The organism is Marinobacter sp. 1_MG-2023 (genome assembly GCF_030549045.1).
GTDB lineage: Bacteria > Pseudomonadota > Gammaproteobacteria > Pseudomonadales > Oleiphilaceae > Marinobacter.
In genome coordinates this window covers 85,182-102,935 of sequence record NZ_JAUOST010000005.1, presented here as the reverse complement: position 1 = coordinate 102,935, position 17,754 = coordinate 85,182, and the positions used below count along the sequence as shown (strand labels likewise).

At 54.5% G+C, this 17,754-nt stretch carries 15 protein-coding genes; 11 read left to right on the top strand and 4 right to left on the bottom strand.

What is annotated here, in order from left to right; all coding sequences use genetic code 11:
- The first annotated feature begins 30 nt into the window (after nucleotides 1-30).
- The 6 genes from Q4606_RS13345 (at nucleotide 31) to Q4606_RS13320 (ending at nucleotide 8,558) form a co-directional block, all read left to right on the top strand.
- Entirely contained in the window at nucleotides 31-1,116 is a 1,086-nt protein-coding gene (locus Q4606_RS13345) for a TRAP transporter substrate-binding protein (protein WP_303607828.1), read from the top strand.
- Between the two features lie 172 nt (nucleotides 1,117-1,288).
- Nucleotides 1,289-1,813: a TRAP transporter small permease subunit gene (locus Q4606_RS13340; protein WP_368502317.1), complete on the top strand. Its 525-nt coding sequence runs from the start codon at nucleotides 1,289-1,291 to the stop codon at nucleotides 1,811-1,813.
- A gap of 17 nt (nucleotides 1,814-1,830) precedes the next feature.
- On the top strand, nucleotides 1,831-3,201 hold the full coding sequence (locus Q4606_RS13335) for a TRAP transporter large permease subunit (RefSeq protein WP_303595314.1): 1,371 nt from the start codon (nucleotides 1,831-1,833) through the stop codon (nucleotides 3,199-3,201).
- A 48-nt stretch (nucleotides 3,202-3,249) separates the two neighbouring features.
- Entirely contained in the window at nucleotides 3,250-4,029 is a 780-nt protein-coding gene (locus Q4606_RS13330; RefSeq protein WP_303595315.1) for a 3-hydroxybutyrate dehydrogenase, read from the top strand.
- 16 nt (nucleotides 4,030-4,045) lie between these two features.
- Nucleotides 4,046-6,037: an acetoacetate--CoA ligase gene (locus Q4606_RS13325; protein ID WP_303607826.1), complete on the top strand. Its 1,992-nt coding sequence runs from the start codon at nucleotides 4,046-4,048 to the stop codon at nucleotides 6,035-6,037.
- 277 nt (nucleotides 6,038-6,314) lie between these two features.
- On the top strand, nucleotides 6,315-8,558 hold the full coding sequence (locus Q4606_RS13320) for an NADP-dependent isocitrate dehydrogenase (protein ID WP_303595317.1): 2,244 nt from the start codon (nucleotides 6,315-6,317) through the stop codon (nucleotides 8,556-8,558).
- Between the two features lie 101 nt (nucleotides 8,559-8,659).
- On the opposite strand, the gene ybaK is transcribed toward Q4606_RS13320, so the two are convergent.
- Nucleotides 8,660-9,130 (bottom strand): Cys-tRNA(Pro) deacylase, encoded by a 471-nt coding sequence (gene ybaK / locus Q4606_RS13315; protein ID WP_303607825.1) that lies wholly within the window; start codon nucleotides 9,128-9,130, stop codon nucleotides 8,660-8,662.
- Nucleotides 9,131-9,242: 112 nt separating this feature from the next.
- Here ybaK and Q4606_RS13310 point away from each other — a divergent pair, with 112 nt between their 5' ends.
- Nucleotides 9,243-10,529: a serine hydrolase gene (locus tag Q4606_RS13310; RefSeq protein ID WP_303607824.1), complete on the top strand. Its 1,287-nt coding sequence runs from the start codon at nucleotides 9,243-9,245 to the stop codon at nucleotides 10,527-10,529.
- 12 nt (nucleotides 10,530-10,541) lie between these two features.
- Here the strand turns inward: Q4606_RS13310 and Q4606_RS13305 are convergent, their stop codons facing one another.
- Nucleotides 10,542-10,886 (bottom strand): hypothetical protein, encoded by a 345-nt coding sequence (locus tag Q4606_RS13305; protein WP_303595320.1) that lies wholly within the window; start codon nucleotides 10,884-10,886, stop codon nucleotides 10,542-10,544.
- 199 nt (nucleotides 10,887-11,085) lie between these two features.
- Between Q4606_RS13305 and Q4606_RS13300 the strand changes: the two genes are divergently transcribed.
- Nucleotides 11,086-11,343, top strand: coding sequence for a hypothetical protein (locus Q4606_RS13300; RefSeq protein WP_303595321.1), 258 nt, complete (start codon nucleotides 11,086-11,088; stop codon nucleotides 11,341-11,343).
- Here the strand turns inward: Q4606_RS13300 and Q4606_RS13295 are convergent.
- Nucleotides 11,337-12,416, bottom strand: coding sequence for a hypothetical protein (locus Q4606_RS13295; RefSeq protein WP_303595322.1), 1,080 nt, complete (start codon nucleotides 12,414-12,416; stop codon nucleotides 11,337-11,339). The two genes, Q4606_RS13300 and Q4606_RS13295, sit on opposite strands and share 7 nt — an antisense overlap.
- A 164-nt stretch (nucleotides 12,417-12,580) precedes the next feature.
- Between Q4606_RS13295 and Q4606_RS13290 the strand changes: the two genes are divergently transcribed.
- Genes Q4606_RS13290 through Q4606_RS13280 form a run of 3 tightly spaced genes read left to right on the top strand, consistent with a single transcriptional unit; the run spans nucleotide 12,581 to nucleotide 17,103 of the window.
- Nucleotides 12,581-16,084: a 7TM diverse intracellular signaling domain-containing protein gene (locus tag Q4606_RS13290; RefSeq protein ID WP_303607823.1), complete on the top strand. Its 3,504-nt coding sequence runs from the start codon at nucleotides 12,581-12,583 to the stop codon at nucleotides 16,082-16,084.
- A complete protein-coding gene (locus Q4606_RS13285; protein ID WP_303595324.1) occupies nucleotides 16,081-16,632 on the top strand; it encodes a hypothetical protein in 552 nt (183 codons plus the stop codon). Before Q4606_RS13290 ends, Q4606_RS13285 begins: the two co-directional genes overlap by 4 nt.
- 57 nt (nucleotides 16,633-16,689) lie before the next feature.
- Complete coding sequence (locus Q4606_RS13280; RefSeq protein WP_303607822.1) at nucleotides 16,690-17,103, top strand: response regulator; 414 nt, start codon at nucleotides 16,690-16,692, stop codon at nucleotides 17,101-17,103.
- Nucleotides 17,104-17,137: 34 nt separating this feature from the next.
- Here the strand turns inward: Q4606_RS13280 and Q4606_RS13275 are convergent, their stop codons facing one another.
- A complete protein-coding gene (locus tag Q4606_RS13275) occupies nucleotides 17,138-17,410 on the bottom strand; it encodes a hypothetical protein (RefSeq protein ID WP_303595326.1) in 273 nt (90 codons plus the stop codon).
- Nucleotides 17,411-17,754 lie beyond the last annotated feature (344 nt).

Genomic DNA, 17,754 nt, shown 5'->3' with positions numbered 1-17,754 from the left:
CCATATACAACAACAAGAAGGATCATCTTCATGTCTATCAAGCAAAAGCTTTCCGGTTTGACTCTGGGCATTACTGCCGCAACCCTTATGACAGGTGCCATGATCAGCAGCGATGCTTTGGCAGCTGAAAAAATCCGTTGGCAGGTGCCCCTGGCGTTTCCTTCTCACCTTGTGGGCCTGACAACGCCGGTTAAACATTTGACTGAGAATCTCAAAACAATTTCAGGTGGCGATGTTCAGTTGCGCTATTACGAGCCCAATGAACTGGTACCTCCGTTTGAAATTATGGATGCTGTTGGCAGTGGCAAGTACCCGGCGGGTTATACCTGGGTAGGCTACGATCAGGGCACTATTCCGGCTCTGCCGCTGTATTCAGGCGCCCCATTCAACATGGAGCCGCCAGCTTATCTGGCCTGGTATTATCAGGGCGATGGCCGTGCTCTGCTGGAAGAGATCTACGCCAAGCGTAACATTCACCCCATGCTGTGCAGCATCATTGGGCCTGAAGGTGCTGGCTGGTTCGCAGAGCCGATTGAAGGTGTAGAAGACTTCGACGGCCTGAAGATCCGTTTTGCGGGAATTGGCGGCAAGGTACTGGAAAAGCTTGGTGCCTCGGTAACCATGGTGCCCGGTGGCGAGATTTATCAGGCGCTGGAGCGTAAGACTATTGATGCAACCGAGTTCTCGCAGCCTGCCATCGACAAAATGCTGGGCCTGGACCAGATCATCAAGAACTACATCATGCCTGGCTGGCACCAGACTCTGACCACGTCACACCTGCTGGTTAACAAGGATGTGTGGGATGGACTTGAGCCTCAGAGCCGCGCACTCATTGAGATGGGCTGCGAATCTGCCACGCTCAAGGGCTTTGCAGAGAGCGAGTGGGCACAGCCAACAGCGCTTCGTGACTACGAAAATGAAGGCGTAAACGCCCAGACTCTCCCCGAGCCTGTGTTGCGCGAACTGCAGAAAATCACCAACGAGGTATTGGACGAGATCGCTGCAGAGGACGAAATGTTCAATCGCGTGCTGACCAGCCAGCGCGACTTCATGGAACACCACTCCATCTGGCACTCCAATGGCTACTTGCCGCGGGATTTCTACCAGTCCGACTGATCAACGGATGATGTTCACTGCGGGTAACGGATAATCGTTACCCGCCTCCTGCCCTGCATCCGGATAATCCGAGGTTTTTGTGACTGATACCAATGTCTCCGGGGATAATCAGGCCCCGGCATCCGACACTGATACGCTACCGACCAATGCGTTGTCCTGGCAGCTTGACCGAATGGTCGTTGCCGTTGGCCGCCTTGCCTCCTGGTTATGGATCGGAGTGTTGGTTGTTATTCTGATCAACGTTTTCTCGCGCTATGTGATGTCTCAAGGCTCCATCGCTCTTGAAGAATTATCCTGGCACCTGTTTGGAACGGCGACCCTACTGACGCTGGGGTACGCGGTAGTACGTGATGACCATGTACGTGTTGATGTGTTGAGAGAAAAATTCAGCCCAAAAACTCAAGCCATTATTGAACTGCTGGGGATTTTGCTACTGGCGCTGCCGATTATCGCATTGATGATCAACTCAATGGTGCCATACGCCTGGACGGCCTGGACTTACATGGAACACTCTCAAGCGCCCAGTGGTCTGCCTTACCGGTTTATTTTCAAAAGTATGCTTCCACTCGGTCTGGCGTTTGTGATGATTGCCCTGGTGTCCCGTGCCTCGCGATGCACCACCTTTTTGTTCCGTTTTCCCAGGGCCGTTGTGCCTCCCTACGATGACCGGCGCTCTGTCGGCCATCCAAATCCCTGAACCGCGAGGCTATCGTCATGGGTGTAGAAGCGATTCTTGTTATCGCCATGTTCGCCAGCTTTATGGTGCTCTTGCTGCTGGGCTTCCCGGTTGCCTGGTCACTGGCGGGTATTGGTCTTGTATTCGGTATTATCGGCCACGTTATGGTCGAGTATCTGGATTCTCCCCTGTGGTTTACCTGGCAGGGCACTATTGGCGTTCTGGACGCCAGGATATACGGCATTGTTGCCAATGAGCTGATGGTAGCGCTACCCATGTTTATTTTCATGGGCATCATGCTCGACCGTTCCGGAATCGCCGAAAAACTGATGCACAGCCTGGTGCGGGTACTAGGCGGGTTGCGCGGTGGTTATGCGATTACCGTAGTGCTTGTAGGCGTGTTGCTTGCAGCTTCCACCGGTATTGTTGGAGCGTCTGTTGTATTGCTGGGCATGCTGTCCCTGGGGCCCATGATGCAGGCCAACTACAACAAGTCACTGGCGGTGGGAACAGCCTGCTCCGTCGGAACGTTGGGGATTCTGGTACCGCCAAGCATCATGCTGGTGTTGATGGCTGATCGGCTTGGTACCCCGGACGCCTCCGTGGGCAAGTTGTTCATGGGTGCGCTGATCCCCGGTGTCATGCTCGCGATGCTCTACATTCTTTACATCATCATCGCCTCATACATAAAGAAAGATCTGGCGCCCGCACCGCAAAACCGTGAGCGCCTTGACGCCCGCGCCTGGCTGGGCGTTATTCTGGCGGTGTTGCCACCGATGGCGTTGATCATTTCTGTACTTGGTTCGATCTTTTTCGGTATCGCCACAACCACGGAAGCCTCCGCCGTTGGCGCTGGCGGTGCTTTGATCATGGCATTTGTCAGCAAGCGACTGGATATGGAAACCCTGAAAGAGTCGCTCTACCAGACCAGCCGTACCTCCGCATTTATCTTCGGCATCTTTATTGGTGCTACGGTCTTTGCTTCGGTGCTGCGCGGGCTTGGTGGTGATGAGGTTATTGAAGGCGCGATCACTGGTTTGCCGTTCGGTACCACGGGTGTGCTGCTGACCGTTCTGTTCATTACCTTTCTGCTCGGATTCTTCCTGGACTGGGTAGAGATCACGCTTATCGTATTGCCGTTAGTGGCACCTGTGCTGTTCAAGCTGGGTGTGGAGCCGGTGTGGTTCGCCATCATGTTTGCCATGTGCCTACAGACGTCTTTCCTGACACCACCGGTCGGTTTTTCACTTTTCTACATCAAAGGTGTATGCCCGCCGGGTATTACCACCCGGCATATCTATCTGGGTGTGTTGCCGTTCATTGCCTTGCAGTTGCTGGCCCTGGCTCTGGTGTTCTGGTTTGCCCCGCTGGCAACCTGGCTGCCAAATGAAGTTTATGGCGGTTCGTGACGGGCGGCTTTCCGCAGATTTTTTAATAACAACTGGGAGACAAACACTATGCGTCTCGAAAATCGAGTTGCACTGATTACCGGTGCGGGGCGTGGCATCGGCCGGGCAATCGCCGAACATTATGGCCGTGAAGGTGCCCGAGTGGCGGTCGCAGATCTCACGCTGGAAAGTGCGCAAGAAGCTGTTGATGCCATCGAAAAAGCGGGTGGTACGGCGATGGCGCTAGCCATGGATGTGACCGATGAATTGGCCGTTGAAGAGGGCGTGTCTGCAATTGTGAATGCCTGGGGTGGCCTGGACATCGCTGTGGCCAATGCCGGTATTCAGCATATTGATCCGGTTCACAAGCTTGCGTATGCAGACTGGCGCCGTGTGATGAATGTACATCTTGATGGCGCTTTTCTGGTAACCCGGGCTGCCCTCAAACAGATGTACGCGGGCGGCGGCGGGACTATGCTATATATGGGTTCTGTGCATTCACTGGAGGCTTCGCCACTGAAAGCGCCTTACGTGGCTGCGAAACACGGTATGCTGGGTTTATGCCGGGCGGTCGCCAAAGAAGGTGCAGAACATAGCGTGCGCAGCAATATTATATGTCCGGGCTTTGTCAGAACACCGCTGGTAGACAAGCAGATTCCGGAACAGGCAAGAGAACTGGGTCTTTCCGAAGAAGACGTGATCAGCAAGGTTATGCTGAAGAACACAGTGGACGGCAAGTTCACGACACTGGAAGATGTTTCCGAAATGGCGGTGCACCTTGCTGCCTTCCCCTCGGCTGCCCTTACAGGCCAATCGATTGTTGTCAGCCACGGCTGGCACATGCAGTAAGCAACAGGAGCGACGGATGAGCTTTACTGAACTATCACCCGTAGTCTGGACTCCCTCGGAGGACACGCTGGACAATGCCCGGATGGGCAGGTTCAAAGCTTGGCTGGAAGATCAGGGATATGGTCCCTTTGCCGATTATCACGCGCTGCACCGCTGGTCCGTTGATGATCTGGAAACCTTCTGGACCAAAGTCTGGGATTATTGCGGGCTGATCTGCGAAACGCCGGCCACCAAGGTGCTGGGCAAGCGGGACATGCCGGGTGCCGAGTGGTTCCCGGGCATGAAACTGAACTTTGCGGCCAACCTGCTGCGACTGGCTGAAGGTGATCATGCTAACCAGGAAGCGATCGTGGCTTATTGTGAGACGCGCCCTGTTCTGCGTCGCACCTACGGTGAACTGAAAGCCGACGTTGGCGCACTGGAGGCGTTTTTACGCAGTAAGGGCATCGAAAAAGGCGACCGGGTAGCCGGTGTTGTCACCAATGGCTATGAGGCCATCGTAGGCATGCTGGCGGCTACCAGCCTTGGCGCCATCTGGAGCTCCGCCTCGCCGGACTTCGGTATCAATGCGATTCTTGACCGGTTTGGCCAGATTGAGCCCTCTGCACTGATCGTGGTAAACGGCTATGGCTATGGCGGCAAGACATTCGCCCGACAGCAGGATTTTGCTGAACTGGTGGCAGGTCTGCAGTCGCTCAAGTGTGTTATCAGTGTTGAGCAGCTTCCGGGTGAAGCCGCTATTCCGGGCGAACTCGTTACCACCTGGGACGCAGCGCTTGCTTCCGGCGCGGGCCAGGCACCCTCGTACACCCCTGTCGATCCGGATCACCCTGTTTATATCCTGTATTCGTCCGGCACAACCGGCAAGCCCAAGTGCATTGTCCACGGGACTGCTGGTTTACTGGTGAATCATGCCAAGGAACTGATCTTGCACGGTGACATAGGTCCCGGAGATCGATTCCTCTACTTCACCACCTGCGGTTGGATGATGTGGAACTGGCAGGCGTCAGCTTTGTTAACCGGAGCCGCCGTGATCACGGTAGACGGCTCACCTGGCTACCCCAGTCTCAGCTTTCTGTGGGACACCGTCGCCGCCGAACACGTCACCCACTTCGGCACCAGCGCCCGGTTTATTGCTGGCTGCCGAAAAGCCGAAATGTCCCCGGCGCATACGCTTGACCTCAGCAGCCTGAGGGTCGTATTTTCAACCGGCTCGCCCTTGCTTCCGGAAGACTATGACTGGATGTACAGCCATGGAGCCCCTGAAGCACTGCTTGGTTCCATTGCTGGTGGTACAGATATCTGCGGCTGTTTTGTTGGTTCCACACCCATGTTGCCGGTGCGCCGGGGCGAGATACAGTGCAGCCTTCTGGGCGTTGATGCTGTTGCTTATGGTGACGATGGCAAGCCGGTGAAGCAGGGTCGGGGCGAACTCGTGTGCCGCCAACCTTTGCCCTCCATGCCCGTCGCTTTCTGGGATGACGCCGACGGTGAACGCTATCGCTCTGCCTATTTCGAGAGCTTTCCGGGCGTGTGGGCGCATGGAGATTTCATTGAGTTTACCGAGCACGGCGGCGCAATTATTTACGGGCGCTCCGATGCCACACTCAACCCCGGCGGGGTGCGCATCGGCACGGCAGAAATTTATCGCCAGGTAGAAACCGAAGCGGCTATCAAAGACAGCCTTGTGGTGGGACGCCAGATCGAAGGCGACGTAGAAGTGGTGTTGTTCGTTGTGCCTGCGGAAGGTCAGCAACTAACCGACGAGCTGTTGAATCAGCTCAAGGTCCGGATCCGTAAAGGTGCCAGCCCACGCCATGTTCCAAAGCACATTGTGCAGGTGCCTGACATTCCCTATACCCGTAGCGGTAAGAAAGTGGAGCTGGCCGTTGCCCGCCTGGTCAATGGCTCCAGTAAGGCAGATAACCGCGATGCTCTGGGCAACCCGGAAGCTCTGGACCAGATTCGTGACCGGCTTGCGGAGGTAAACTTGCTACCGAAGACTTAGCTTGTGTGAGCGGTGGGGAGCAGAGGCCCCACCGCTATACATCGAAGCAAAATGTTCGAAAGTTTCGTAAATTCCCTCCATTTAATCACTCTGTCACTGAAGATTAACGGTGTTTACTCCGTTCTTATACTAAGATCGTAACCAGAAATCCCAAAAAAATGGTATCTTAGTAGGCCTATTAAAAGTTCCAAATCAGTCATAGCAACGATCAGTCGCTCACAAGGCTGCAGATCTCGCCATGGCCGTCCTGAACCCACCTATTATCCTGAGGACGAAAATGACATCATCCAAAGCAAAGATTGTCTATACACTGACCGACGAGGCACCAGCTCTCGCGACACGTTCCCTTCTTCCGATCCTGGAAACCTACGCCAAACCGGCTGGTATTGAATTTGAAACCAGCGATATTTCCCTGGCGGCCCGTATCCTGGCAACCTTCCCGGATTACCTTGAAGAAAATCAGCGGGTTCCGGATGCCCTTTCGGAACTGGGCGACTACACCAAAGACCCGGATGCGAACATCATCAAGCTGCCGAATATCTCTGCTTCTATTCCGCAGCTACGCGCCGCTATTAACGAACTGATCGACCAGGGTTACAAGCTTCCGGAATACAAGGAAAACCCTGAAACCGACGAAGAAAAAGAGATTACTGCCCGCTACGCCAAAGTACTTGGCAGCGCCGTGAACCCGGTTCTGCGTGAAGGCAATTCTGACCGCCGCGCCCCAGCCGCCGTCAAAGCCTTTGCCCGTAAATACCCCCACACCATGGGTGAGTGGAGCCCGGCTTCGCGTACCCACGTGGCGCACATGCGCGGTGGCGATTTTTACTCCAACGAGCAATCGCTGACTCTCGACAAAGCGACCAACGTTCGCATTGTTTTCGAGAACAAGGCGGGCAAGCAGACTGTACTTAAGGCTGAGCTACCTCTGCTTGAAGGCGAAGTGCTTGATGGCATGTTCATGAGCAAAAAAGCGCTGTGCAAATTCTTCGAGGAGGCCATCGAAGATTGCGAAAAAACTGGCGTGATGTTCTCCCTGCACGTGAAAGCCACCATGATGAAAATCTCTCACCCGATCGTGTTTGGTCACGCGGTGAAGATCTTCTACAAGGAACTGTTTGACCAGTATGGTGACCTGTTTGAAGAAATCGGTGTAAACCCGAACAATGGTCTGTCGTCTGTCACCGAAAAGATCAAGCAGTTGCCGGAATCCAAGCAGGAAGAAATTCAGGAAGCGCTGCACAAGACCTACGAGCATCGCCCTGAAATTGCCATGGTTGATTCCGTTAAAGGGATTACCAACCTGCACGTACCAAGTGACGTGATCGTTGATGCTTCCATGCCGGCCATGATTCGTAACTCCGGTAAGATGTGGGCCCGTGATGGCAAGTTGAAGGACACCAAGGCCGTTATGCCTGAGTCCACCTACGCCACCATCTATCAGGAAATCATCAACTTCTGTAAGACTCATGGCGCCTTTGATCCAACCACTATGGGTACTGTGCCAAACGTAGGCCTGATGGCGCAGAAAGCCGAAGAGTACGGCTCTCACGACAAGACCTTCGAAATCAAGGAAGACGGTATTGTGCGGGTGATTGCCGAAGATGGCACCGTACTGACCGAACACAATGTTGAGGAAGGCGATATCTGGCGCGCTTGCCAGACCAAAGACCTGCCGATCCGCGACTGGGTCAAACTTGCCGTCAATCGCGCCCGTGCTACTGGCATGCCCGCTGTATTCTGGCTGGACGATGAACGTGCCCACGACGCGCAGCTGATCAAGAAGGTAAACACCTACCTGAAGGATCACGACACTGACGGTCTGGATATCCGCATCATGTCACCGGTCCGCGCCATTCGCTGGACCATGGAGCGCCTGATTCGTGGCCTGGATACCATTTCTGTAACCGGTAACGTACTGCGTGACTACCTCACCGACCTGTTCCCGATTCTGGAACTGGGTACCAGTGCCAAAATGCTGTCTATCGTGCCCCTGTTGAACGGTGGTGGTCTTTACGAAACTGGTGCTGGCGGCTCTGCACCCAAGCATGTACAGCAATTGTTGCAGGAAAACCACCTGCGCTGGGATTCGCTGGGCGAGTTCCTGGCCATTGCGGTGTCCCTGGATGAGCTGGGTGAAAAGCACCAAAATCAGCGTGCACGCCTGCTGGGGCAGACCCTGGACAAGGCTACTGAGCGCCTGCTGGAAAACAACCAGTCGCCGTCACGGGTAACGGGTGAGCTGGATAACCGTGGCAGCCATTTCCATCTGGCGCGCTACTGGGCAGAAGGTCTGGCCAACCAGGATAGTGACCCGGAGCTGAAAGAGTTCTTTACAAAACTGTCGGCACAACTGGAAGAGAACAAGGACAAGGTTCTGGAAGAGTTGAGTGTTATCCAGGGTCATCCTGCGGATATCGGTGGTTACTACCACGCACCTGCAGATAAGGTGAAGGCGGTAATGCAGCCGAGTGAAACTCTTAACCGGATTATGGAAGAGGCCCGTGCTTCGGTGAAATAATCCGCGTTGCAATTGTGAATAAAAACCCGGAACGCCCCTTGTGGCCTTCCGGGTTTTTTTTGGCCGCGGATTAACCGCAAACCCATTGCGTGGGAGATGCCTTACTCCTGTTGTAACTGTGCGAACCGCCCTCCGGTCAATTGGGCCAGGTCCCCGGGTGAAAGCTCGATCTCCAGGCCGCGGCGACCAGCACTGACGTAGATGGTTTCAAAGGCCTCAGCGGAGGCATCAATGAACGTTTTCAGACGGTTTTTCTGGCCCAATGGACTTACGCCCCCGAGCACATAGCCGGTGCGACGCTGGACTTCCTGTGGATCGGCCATGCTGGCTTTCTTGCCGCCGGCAGCTTTGGCAATCAACTTCATACTCAGCATGGCGGTAACCGGTACCACGCCGACGGCGAGGGTTTTGCCATCAACGGTGACAACCAGTGTTTTAAATACCCGTGTCGGGTTAACGCCCATTTTTTCGGCGGCTTCGTTGCCGTAACCCGCGCTGGCGGGATCGTGGTCGTACTCGTGGATGTTGTGGGTAACGCCGGCTTTACAGGCCGCATTGATACCAGGCGTCATAGAGTGCTCCTGAAACCATTGGTTTTTATCATGCTCACCAGTCTATGATAACTTCAGACTTAACCAACCCGTATACAGAATAAAAACAGTCACCAATACCAAGGCATACCCGATGAACCCAATAGCCCGTCGTGCACTGCATAGTTGTAAGGTCCCCAAAGATCTATCTACCGTTACGCACCGCGATGCCGCCGGCGAAAGACCGGAATCGGTTGGTGTTGATACCCGCACCGTAGATGCTATCTGGAAAAGCGTCGAATCTCTCTACCGCACCGGTGTCCACCCGGGTATCCAGTTATCTGTGCGCCACAGGGGCGAGCAGATTCTGCATCGTGCGATTGGCCATGCGAGTGGCAATGGTCCCCAGGATCCTGCTGGTGTGCCCAAAGTACCGATGACAACCGATACGCCCATCTGCTACTTCTCGGCGTCCAAGGCGGTTACCGCTTTGTTGATGCATATGCTGGTTGAGCAGGGGTTGGTTAACCTGATGGACCCGGTATCCTATTATTGTCCGGAGTTCGCCACGAACGGGAAGCGGACCATCACAGTGCATCAGATCCTGTCACACAGGGGTGGAATTCCTGCTATTCCGAATGAAACCCCGATTGATGTTCTATGGAATCAGGACGAGATCTGGCGACTGCTCTGTGAGGCCAGAGCAGTTGAGGTAAATGGCGCCAAAGTTGCCTACCATGCAATAACCGGTGGCTATGTGCTGCAGAGAGTGCTGGAAAAGGTGACCGGCGACTCTATCGAAAACTATCTCGATAAACACCTGCGCCAGCCTATGGGCATGAAATGGTTTACCTACGGAATTCAGCCGGAGAACCTTCATGAGCTGGCCACCAACTACGCTACCGGCCCTACACCTCGCTTCCCTGTGTCCTGGATCGTCAACCGTGCGCTTGGCGGTGACATTGCGACCGTGGAGCAGGTAACCAACGACCCTCGCTTTCAGGAAGCCGTGATCCCGGCGGGTAATCTTTGCGGAACAGCGGAGGAAATGGGGCGCTTCTTCCAGATGATGCTTAACGGCGGTATTTGGAAAGGCAAGCGCATTTGCAGTGAGATCACTGTTCGGCGCGCAATCCAGCAATTCGGCTCATTACAGATTGATCGAACCATGATGATCCCCATGCGTTTCAGTGCCGGGATGATGCTGGGCGGCAATCCGGTTGGTTTGTGGGGCCAGCAAAGCCGCTATGCCTTCGGCCATGTGGGGCTGATTAACAAGCTCTGTTGGGCAGATGCGGCGCGGGATATCTCCGTAAGTCTTCTTAATACCGGGATTCCCATCGTCGGGCACCACCTACCTGCACTCGGGAAGTTCGTCTATACCATTGCCCGGGAGTTCCCGCTTCGCCCGGAAAGCGAGCGCCCGGTGATCGCTGCCTGAGGCAGCAACTATTTACAAGGTTCTGAGTTGCGCTTCCAGAATACCGAGCACGGATGACAGAATGTCGCGAAAGTCCGTCAGTGTCTGAGTGCGCTGAATGACTTCCTCGCGGCTCTCATCCAGCCGCTCCAGTTTGGGCACAACACGGCGAATGCCTTCCGTGATCACCTCATAAGGGTAATGGTGGTCCTGAATGCTGAGCTTGTTTATCTCGGACACTTCCTGGCTGAAAATACTGATGATGTCGTACAACATGTCCTTATGCTGGATGCTGGCGGCTTCCCAGTAGGCATCGTCCAGTAACTCAAGCAGGGAGAGGTATTCTCTGAGGGTATCGGCAACGGATGTCTGGCTCATAAGCAATCCCGGTGGCTGGAAATGAAGCAGTAAGTGGCACTATAGCAGTGGATTCAAAGGGTTTCTCTGCGTCTCGGGTTCTTGCTGCGATTATGTCGTAAAAGTGAAACTCCATTCATTTTTGTTGCGCTTTGTCAGACAGTTGTGCAAACTGCATTCTGGTAAAGGAATTGCCGTTACTCAATGGATGAGAGACACAATGGAAAAGCCCGGATTCCCCCAGTACGAATACCCTTCCACCGCCAGAAACGTCCGGCTCGATCACCACGACAGTGTCCGAAGCCACGTACATCAGCAAGTCAGTACAGAAGTAGAGCGGCTGGAGCGACGTATAGAGATTCTGCGCCTGACTAAAGCCCCTCATGTTGCCGTCATGATTTCGGCCTACGAGCGAATCATCAGTCACAAAAAAGGTTTTTTGCAGAACTGGGGGCTTGATGAACGCCGTGTCTATTGACGCACGAATGCACCGGTCGCAATCCAGCTGACAGCTGCATCATTGTCTGGCTGGTTACTGCAATGAGCCGGGTTAGCGGTGGTTTTTTCCGGCTCCGCATCGGTTGGGGTGTTAATTACAGTGGGTTCCCCATTGGAATAGAATATTCTAAGTATTGAATTTGCGTAGTTCAGCTCGATCCTCAGGCAGTCGGGGCTTGAGTCGCTCAGGCTGAGGGCGTCGTATCGGTTAAGATCCAGTGTTGTTTTATCTGCACTCTTGATAAACAGAGTGTCGACTTTGTCCTGAACGAAATCCTGCCTTAGCTCGATACTGCCGAAGTTCCTGCTGAGATAATCCGCAGTCGCATACTCCGGGCTGTTGTAGCCGAGAGTCACAAAGTTGTTGGCATCAAACCGGCTCCCTGCCAGCAGGCTGATCAATTCCGGCTGGGCCTCAGCTGCTTCAGGTTCAACGCTCCGGCTCACGTATTGTATGGTTCGATAAACCTTTGCATCCAGATCGCTGCCTTCGGGGCCGACTGGAAGGTATCTCCAGTCCAGTGTCGAGAAAACCCATAGCTTGTCGTTGAGCGACTTGTCGCTCAATACAGCGTTCTGATCTGTAAATCTGATGAGCGCCCCGTTTCCCCGGGTGTTGTAGGTGCCGGCCTGTCCGGCGGCAATGCGTTGGCTGATATACGTCCGGCCTTCCCGGAAGTTGGTGACCTGATTGGATGCAATGACCTGATTGATCAGATCCAGCGGGTTGCGCACTTTTTCATAGCTATTGCTGTTTTCGGCACGGGTTGCCTGAATGAACCTGTCAATGTGGGCGCGAATCTCGTTTGCCGTTTCACGATTGTCAGCACTGTCGTCGGGACCGCTGGGTTGTATGCCCTGGTAGAAATCCCGGAACCGGGTGTATTCAAGGTTGTCGGGTACTTGCTCGGTATTTTCGAGATCAAATGTTGAAAAGGCGAGGTCCACATTGGTTGCAGGATTAAACGCCGATTCACCGGTATCCTCCAGTCCGCAACCGCTCAAGTTCAGTAGTGTAAGTGAGATGGCAGCGAAAAAGCAGGAATGTCTCATTTCAGAAGGCCCTGAGGTGCGCAATTGTCCGTAAACGACTAAAGTGAATACCCGCGGGGCTTTCCGCCCCGATCCGACTGCTGACAATAAACCATAAAACAGGCATCTACCCTCGCGGAGATCACATTTTGCAGCAACGGTGCAAATCGGCTTCAGGCCAAGCGGTGCAATGGCTGCTTGCCGCGATACTCCTGGTAACGGCACTGGCGCCCGCCGTTGCGAGCGCCAGTGAGCCGTGCCGGAATGGTCAGATTCTTCTGCAAAAAGGCATGGAGAGCGTTCGTGATTTAGGTGGCTGCATCTCGTATCTGGAGGATGCCGGACAGCTTTACCTTCTACCCGATATTCTTGCTCTGGAGCCCGAGCGATTCACCCGGCATGAAAGCGGTGTGCTGAATTTCGGCTATACCGAATCTGCTTACTGGACGCGCTTTGACTTGCGTACGGATACAGGTGAGGCGGGCTCAGACTGGATTCTGGAGCTGGCTTTGCCACTGGTAGATGAAGTGGTGCTGTATCTGGTGCGCGATGGCGAGTTGGTTGATCAGCGCACGGCAGGCTATCAAGACAACTGGGCAGAGCGTGATCTGGCTGTGCCCAACCCCACGTTCCGCCTGCATCTTGAGCCGGGCAGTGTTACTTCGGTGTACTTGCGCATTATAAATACCAACACGTTCCGCTTGCCCGTCAGTCTCTGGAGCCCGGACAGCTACATTGAAAAAGTGTCCGTGGATGAGATGGTCCGAGGCGCACTTCTGGGGAGCCTGCTCGCCATTCTGGCCTATAACCTGTTTGTGGCGATATCTGTTCGCGAACGAAGCAATATCTATTACGTGCTCTACCTGGTATCGGCAGCGGTGTTTATCGCTACTGAACAGGTACACGGCGTTCAGTTGCTGGATAGCCGTCCTGCAATCTTTAGCAAGGAGTATCTGCATTTTCAGATCATCACGACCTGGTTCTGGGGCCTTCTGATGGCTCGGGCATTGCTCGAAACCCGCGCCCGGTCTATGGATCTGGACCGGGTGATAAAGCTATGCATCTCTTCGGTACTTCTTACCTTTGTATTGTCACTGTTCCTGCCTTATCACGTTGCCATGGAATGGATTGTCATCGGTTCAATGTTGCTCTGCATTATCCTGATCGTGGTGAGCTATCTGTCCTGGCGCTATTACAACCCGGCTGCACGCTCCTACTTTTTCGCCTGGACGCTGGCGCTGATTGGCTTTGGTATATACGCCCTGACGGTTATGGGGTACCTGCCGCTCAACACATTCACTGGTTATGCGCCCCAGATCGGCCTCACTGCACAGATTATTCTGTTTTCCTTTGCTCTGGCTGACCGGATCAAGCAGGTCCAGGGCCAGGCATTGAACTGGAGCCGGCGGGCTTTATCCAACCTGCAGCGTTACCAGTCATTGTTTGATAACGCCATTGAGGGGGTTTTCCAGATGTCCCCCGGGCGACAGTTTGTTACGGCCAACCCGGCTATGGCACGTTTGATGGGGTTTGATAACAGCCAGGAACTTCTGGAAAACAACCCGGATGTACTTGAGGCGTGCATTGCCGATAGTCAGCTCCGGGAACTGGTGGTTGAGCAGCTGGAGGCGCGGGGCACGGTAAAAGGGGTGGAGGCTCGATACCTGACGAATGAAGGGAAGGAGCGCTGGGCCATTATTTCTCTCCATACCGCTTACGACGCCGATGGCGAGCCCACGCACCTGGAAGGAACCTGTGTTGATTCTACGGAAAGTCACCGGCGCCAGCGTATCGAGCGTGAGCGGGAGCAGGAGCGGCTGGAAAAAGAGCTTGCGCGCAATTCCGCAGAGGCCAAGAGCCAGTTCCTTGCCAATATGAGCCATGAGATACGAACGCCGCTATCGGCGATAATCGGTTACGGCGAAACGCTCATGGATCCTGACCTTGATGAGCAGGAAAAGCGCAGCAGCGCGGAGACCGTTGTCCGCAGCGGGCGGCATCTTCTCGACCTGGTAAACGATATCCTTGATCACTCCAAAATCGATGCCAACAAACTGGACCTGGATGTGGTTTCGGTGAATCTGCCAGATCTGCTGGATGAAATCCGCGCGTTTTTTGCTCCGCGGGCCAGAGAAAAAGGCCTGACTTTCAACATAGACTGTGAATTCCCGCTACCAGAGCAGATCCAGACGGATCCGACGCGTTTGCGCCAGATTATTATCAATCTGTGCGGAAATGCTCTCAAATTTACAGAAAAAGGCTCGATCTCCCTTTTGATTCGTTGTGATTGCGAGCAGGAACTGCTGGTTGCTCGGGTTGTGGATACGGGAATCGGTATGAAGCCGGAGCAGGTTGGTCGGTTGTTTGACCCCTTTGCCCAAGGCAGTGCCGCTATTTCCCGGCAGTATGGCGGTACAGGGCTTGGCCTGAGTATTTCGAGGCGGCTGACCGAAATGCTGGGTGGCAGTATCCGGGTCAGCAGCACATACGGCGAAGGCAGTGAGTTTGAATTGTCGATTCGCACCGGTGCCCTGAATGATGTGCATTTCCTGCAGGACGCGTCGGAGCTCAGCCGGCGTCGGCGCAGTATTCCGGTAGTTGTGGCGCCTCGCCTTTCCGGACGCATACTTTGTGCGGAAGATAACGATGTAAATCGCCGCCTTGTTTCGCTGCTGGTAGGGCGCACCGGTGCTGAACTTGTGCACGTGGGTAACGGCGCAGAAGCTTTGGAAGTGGCTGTCAGAGAGCCTTTTGATTTGATTCTGATGGACATTCAGATGCCGGTCATGAACGGCCGTGATGCCACCGCTGCGTTGCGGGAGGCGGGAGTGAATACGCCAGTAATTGCACTGACAGCCAATGTCATGTCAGAGGATATTGCCGACTACCGGCTTGCCGGCTGCAACGAACACCTGGCAAAGCCCATCGACAAGCAGCGTTTCTACCAGGTTCTGGCCCGTTACCTGAAGGTTCAGCCCGGCAGTGTCGGGGAGCCCGACCAGCAATACCACGGATGTGTTTTGGTGGCGGAGGCCAATGAAGAACGCCGGCACCTGGCAGTGCGGATGCTGAAACCTATGGGGCCGGACGTGATAGCGGTTGCCTCAGGTGCGGAAGCTGTTCGTAAGGCGCTTTCCGAGTCTGTGCAACTGGTGCTTCTGGGTCGATATATGCCCGAAATGAATCGTGTGGATGCAACGCAGCTGCTCAGACAAGCGGGTTTTCGATACCCGGTCATTGCCGTTGGCGCCGCTGACCAGCAGGAAATCGACGTATTGCGTGAAGCAGGTTGCGACGAGGTGTTGGACGAAGCACTAGATGAACAGCGTTTGCACACGCTGTTGGAGCGTTTTCTGACGTATGTCCCCCGGAGCGAGGAGACTGTATATGACGATGAGGAAATTGCACGCCTGGCGACCAGGTTCTTGTCCGGGCTAGGCGGGCGCTGGCAGCGAATGAGCCTGGCACTGGCAAGCGGTGATCAGGCAACACTCGAAACGGAAACTCATCAGATTAAAGGCTCTGCGGGCGCTATGGGGTATCCGGCAATGACCCGCCAGGCGGGTATTGTGGAGGCACTTGTAAAAGGCACGAGCCCACAATGGGAGCAGGTACGCACTGAGCTTGCGATACTGGGTGAGATGATAGAGCGTGAACAAACACAGAATAAAAAAGGAAGGGTTCAATGAGTGAGCGCCAGTTACACCGTGAAAACCAGTCCATGAGCATGATGTACGGCACCTATGCCGATATTCTGTTCGTGCTTTTCCCGTTTCTCGTTATCGGCATGCAGCGCCTTTGGGATGGTCAGCTTTACGAAACCCTGATGAATGCGGATCTGAGCATAGCGGCTGCTATTCTTGCCGGTCTTGCAATCGGCAAGTTCGTGCTTGGGCTGGTCACTAACCGGGACCTTGGCCGCTATAAAGAACGTATTGTATTCTTTATAGCCCTGACACTATTTGTCGTTCTGGGGCCCGCCATTATCCTGATGCTGAGTATTTCGGGAGGCACTGAAGTGCCTGGTTTCGTGGCGTTTGTGCAGCCGGTGCTACTGATCATTGCGATTTCGCTCTATTCAACGGCGGTCAGTATCAGCAATATACTGACCCGTGATGGCGAGCAGGAATCATACCCCGCCAATACAGAGGGGGTTATGCCGGATATTGTCCGCGCCTCGAGAGTCGGGTCTACACCGCTGGACCTGCCTCGGCATACTGGTTCCGACTCTTGGTAATCCCGGTTCTGCAAGGAGCCCGGTGAGCAATACCTCTGGCGAACAAGGAGATAAAGGATGGGTAATTTGACCGTACTGGTTGTCGAAGATGAGCCGGTGATGCGTGAACGACTGGTTGGGATGCTGCATAAGGCAGGAGCAGCTGACGTAACGGATTGCGAGAATGCGGCCTCAGCTCGCAAGGCATTTGATGCTGGCAAATTCCAGATTGTGCTGCTGGATCTCGGTTTACCGGATGGCGACGGGCATGAACTAATGAGGGAGTTCAAGATGGCCCGGGATGGACAGCATGTTGTGCTGGTTACAGCGGATGATTCTATTGACAGTATTCAGAGGGCCATCAGCGCAGGAGCCAACGGCTATGTGGTCAAACCCTATTCCCAGGAAAAAATTCACGATGTGGTCAGCAACTATGCAGTGGTGCATGGCGGCGACCCGGCCACAATGCAGGGTCTGAACCGGCACCATTGACCGGTTCAGACGCTTCTATTCTGCCCTGAGCAGACTAGGCCACCTGGCGCGCGATCCAGGAATTGTGGCGAGTAGCCAAAGCGCGAACGTAGCGGGCTTCTGCAGCCCCGAGCGTCGCCAGCACGCCGTTGAAGATCCAGCCCCGCTCATAGACTCCAAGCACCCTTTGCTCGTCATCAAGATTAACGCGCTGGTTCAGCTTTTTGCAGATAGCATCCAACAACGGCAGCTTTTCCGGACGACGGATGGGCCCTGGCCGTGTGTTTGTGGGCTGGTTGGCTGCACGCGCTGTCGTTTGTCTTCTCATGGTGATCTCCTTGTCGTGTTGCGACGGCAAAAACAAAACCCCGGAGCCGAGGGCAACCGGGGTTCTGCGGAGATGCTGACCCGGTCGCTGCAAAGGCTCCCGGGAACTGACCGAAAGCCGCTAGATGCTCTTTACCTGCGCACGCATGCACTGCCCTTCAAGGCAAGCTTCTACGGCGTTCATCATGTGTGTAGGAGTCATTCGGGTCATAGTCGGTTTTGCTGTTTAATTCGAACGAATAGTGTATCCATTAGCCCAGTGTTTGCAATAGGTCCGGCGCTTCGGCAAACGCGTACAGACGCATGCAGGAAGTATGCTCATAATGCATTTGTCACGTGTTTTTA

Excerpts from the sequence above, each read along its gene's own strand:
- Q4606_RS13345 (WP_303607828.1), top strand. The coding sequence starts at position 31 with ATGTCTATCAAGCAAAAGCTTTCCGGTTTGACTCTGGGCATTACTGCC.
- Q4606_RS13340 (WP_368502317.1), top strand. The coding sequence starts at position 1,289 with ATGGTCGTTGCCGTTGGCCGCCTTGCCTCCTGGTTATGGATCGGAGTG.
- Q4606_RS13335 (WP_303595314.1), top strand. The coding sequence starts at position 1,831 with ATGGGTGTAGAAGCGATTCTTGTTATCGCCATGTTCGCCAGCTTTATG.
- Q4606_RS13330 (WP_303595315.1), top strand. The coding sequence starts at position 3,250 with ATGCGTCTCGAAAATCGAGTTGCACTGATTACCGGTGCGGGGCGTGGC.
- Q4606_RS13325 (WP_303607826.1), top strand. The coding sequence starts at position 4,046 with ATGAGCTTTACTGAACTATCACCCGTAGTCTGGACTCCCTCGGAGGAC.
- Q4606_RS13320 (WP_303595317.1), top strand. The coding sequence starts at position 6,315 with ATGACATCATCCAAAGCAAAGATTGTCTATACACTGACCGACGAGGCA.
- ybaK (WP_303607825.1), bottom strand. The coding sequence starts at position 9,130 with ATGACGCCTGGTATCAATGCGGCCTGTAAAGCCGGCGTTACCCACAAC.
- Q4606_RS13310 (WP_303607824.1), top strand. The coding sequence starts at position 9,243 with ATGAACCCAATAGCCCGTCGTGCACTGCATAGTTGTAAGGTCCCCAAA.
- Q4606_RS13305 (WP_303595320.1), bottom strand. The coding sequence starts at position 10,886 with ATGAGCCAGACATCCGTTGCCGATACCCTCAGAGAATACCTCTCCCTG.
- Q4606_RS13300 (WP_303595321.1), top strand. The coding sequence starts at position 11,086 with ATGGAAAAGCCCGGATTCCCCCAGTACGAATACCCTTCCACCGCCAGA.
- Q4606_RS13295 (WP_303595322.1), bottom strand. The coding sequence starts at position 12,416 with ATGAGACATTCCTGCTTTTTCGCTGCCATCTCACTTACACTACTGAAC.
- Q4606_RS13285 (WP_303595324.1), top strand. The coding sequence starts at position 16,081 with ATGAGTGAGCGCCAGTTACACCGTGAAAACCAGTCCATGAGCATGATG.
- Q4606_RS13280 (WP_303607822.1), top strand. The coding sequence starts at position 16,690 with ATGGGTAATTTGACCGTACTGGTTGTCGAAGATGAGCCGGTGATGCGT.
- Q4606_RS13275 (WP_303595326.1), bottom strand. The coding sequence starts at position 17,410 with ATGAGAAGACAAACGACAGCGCGTGCAGCCAACCAGCCCACAAACACA.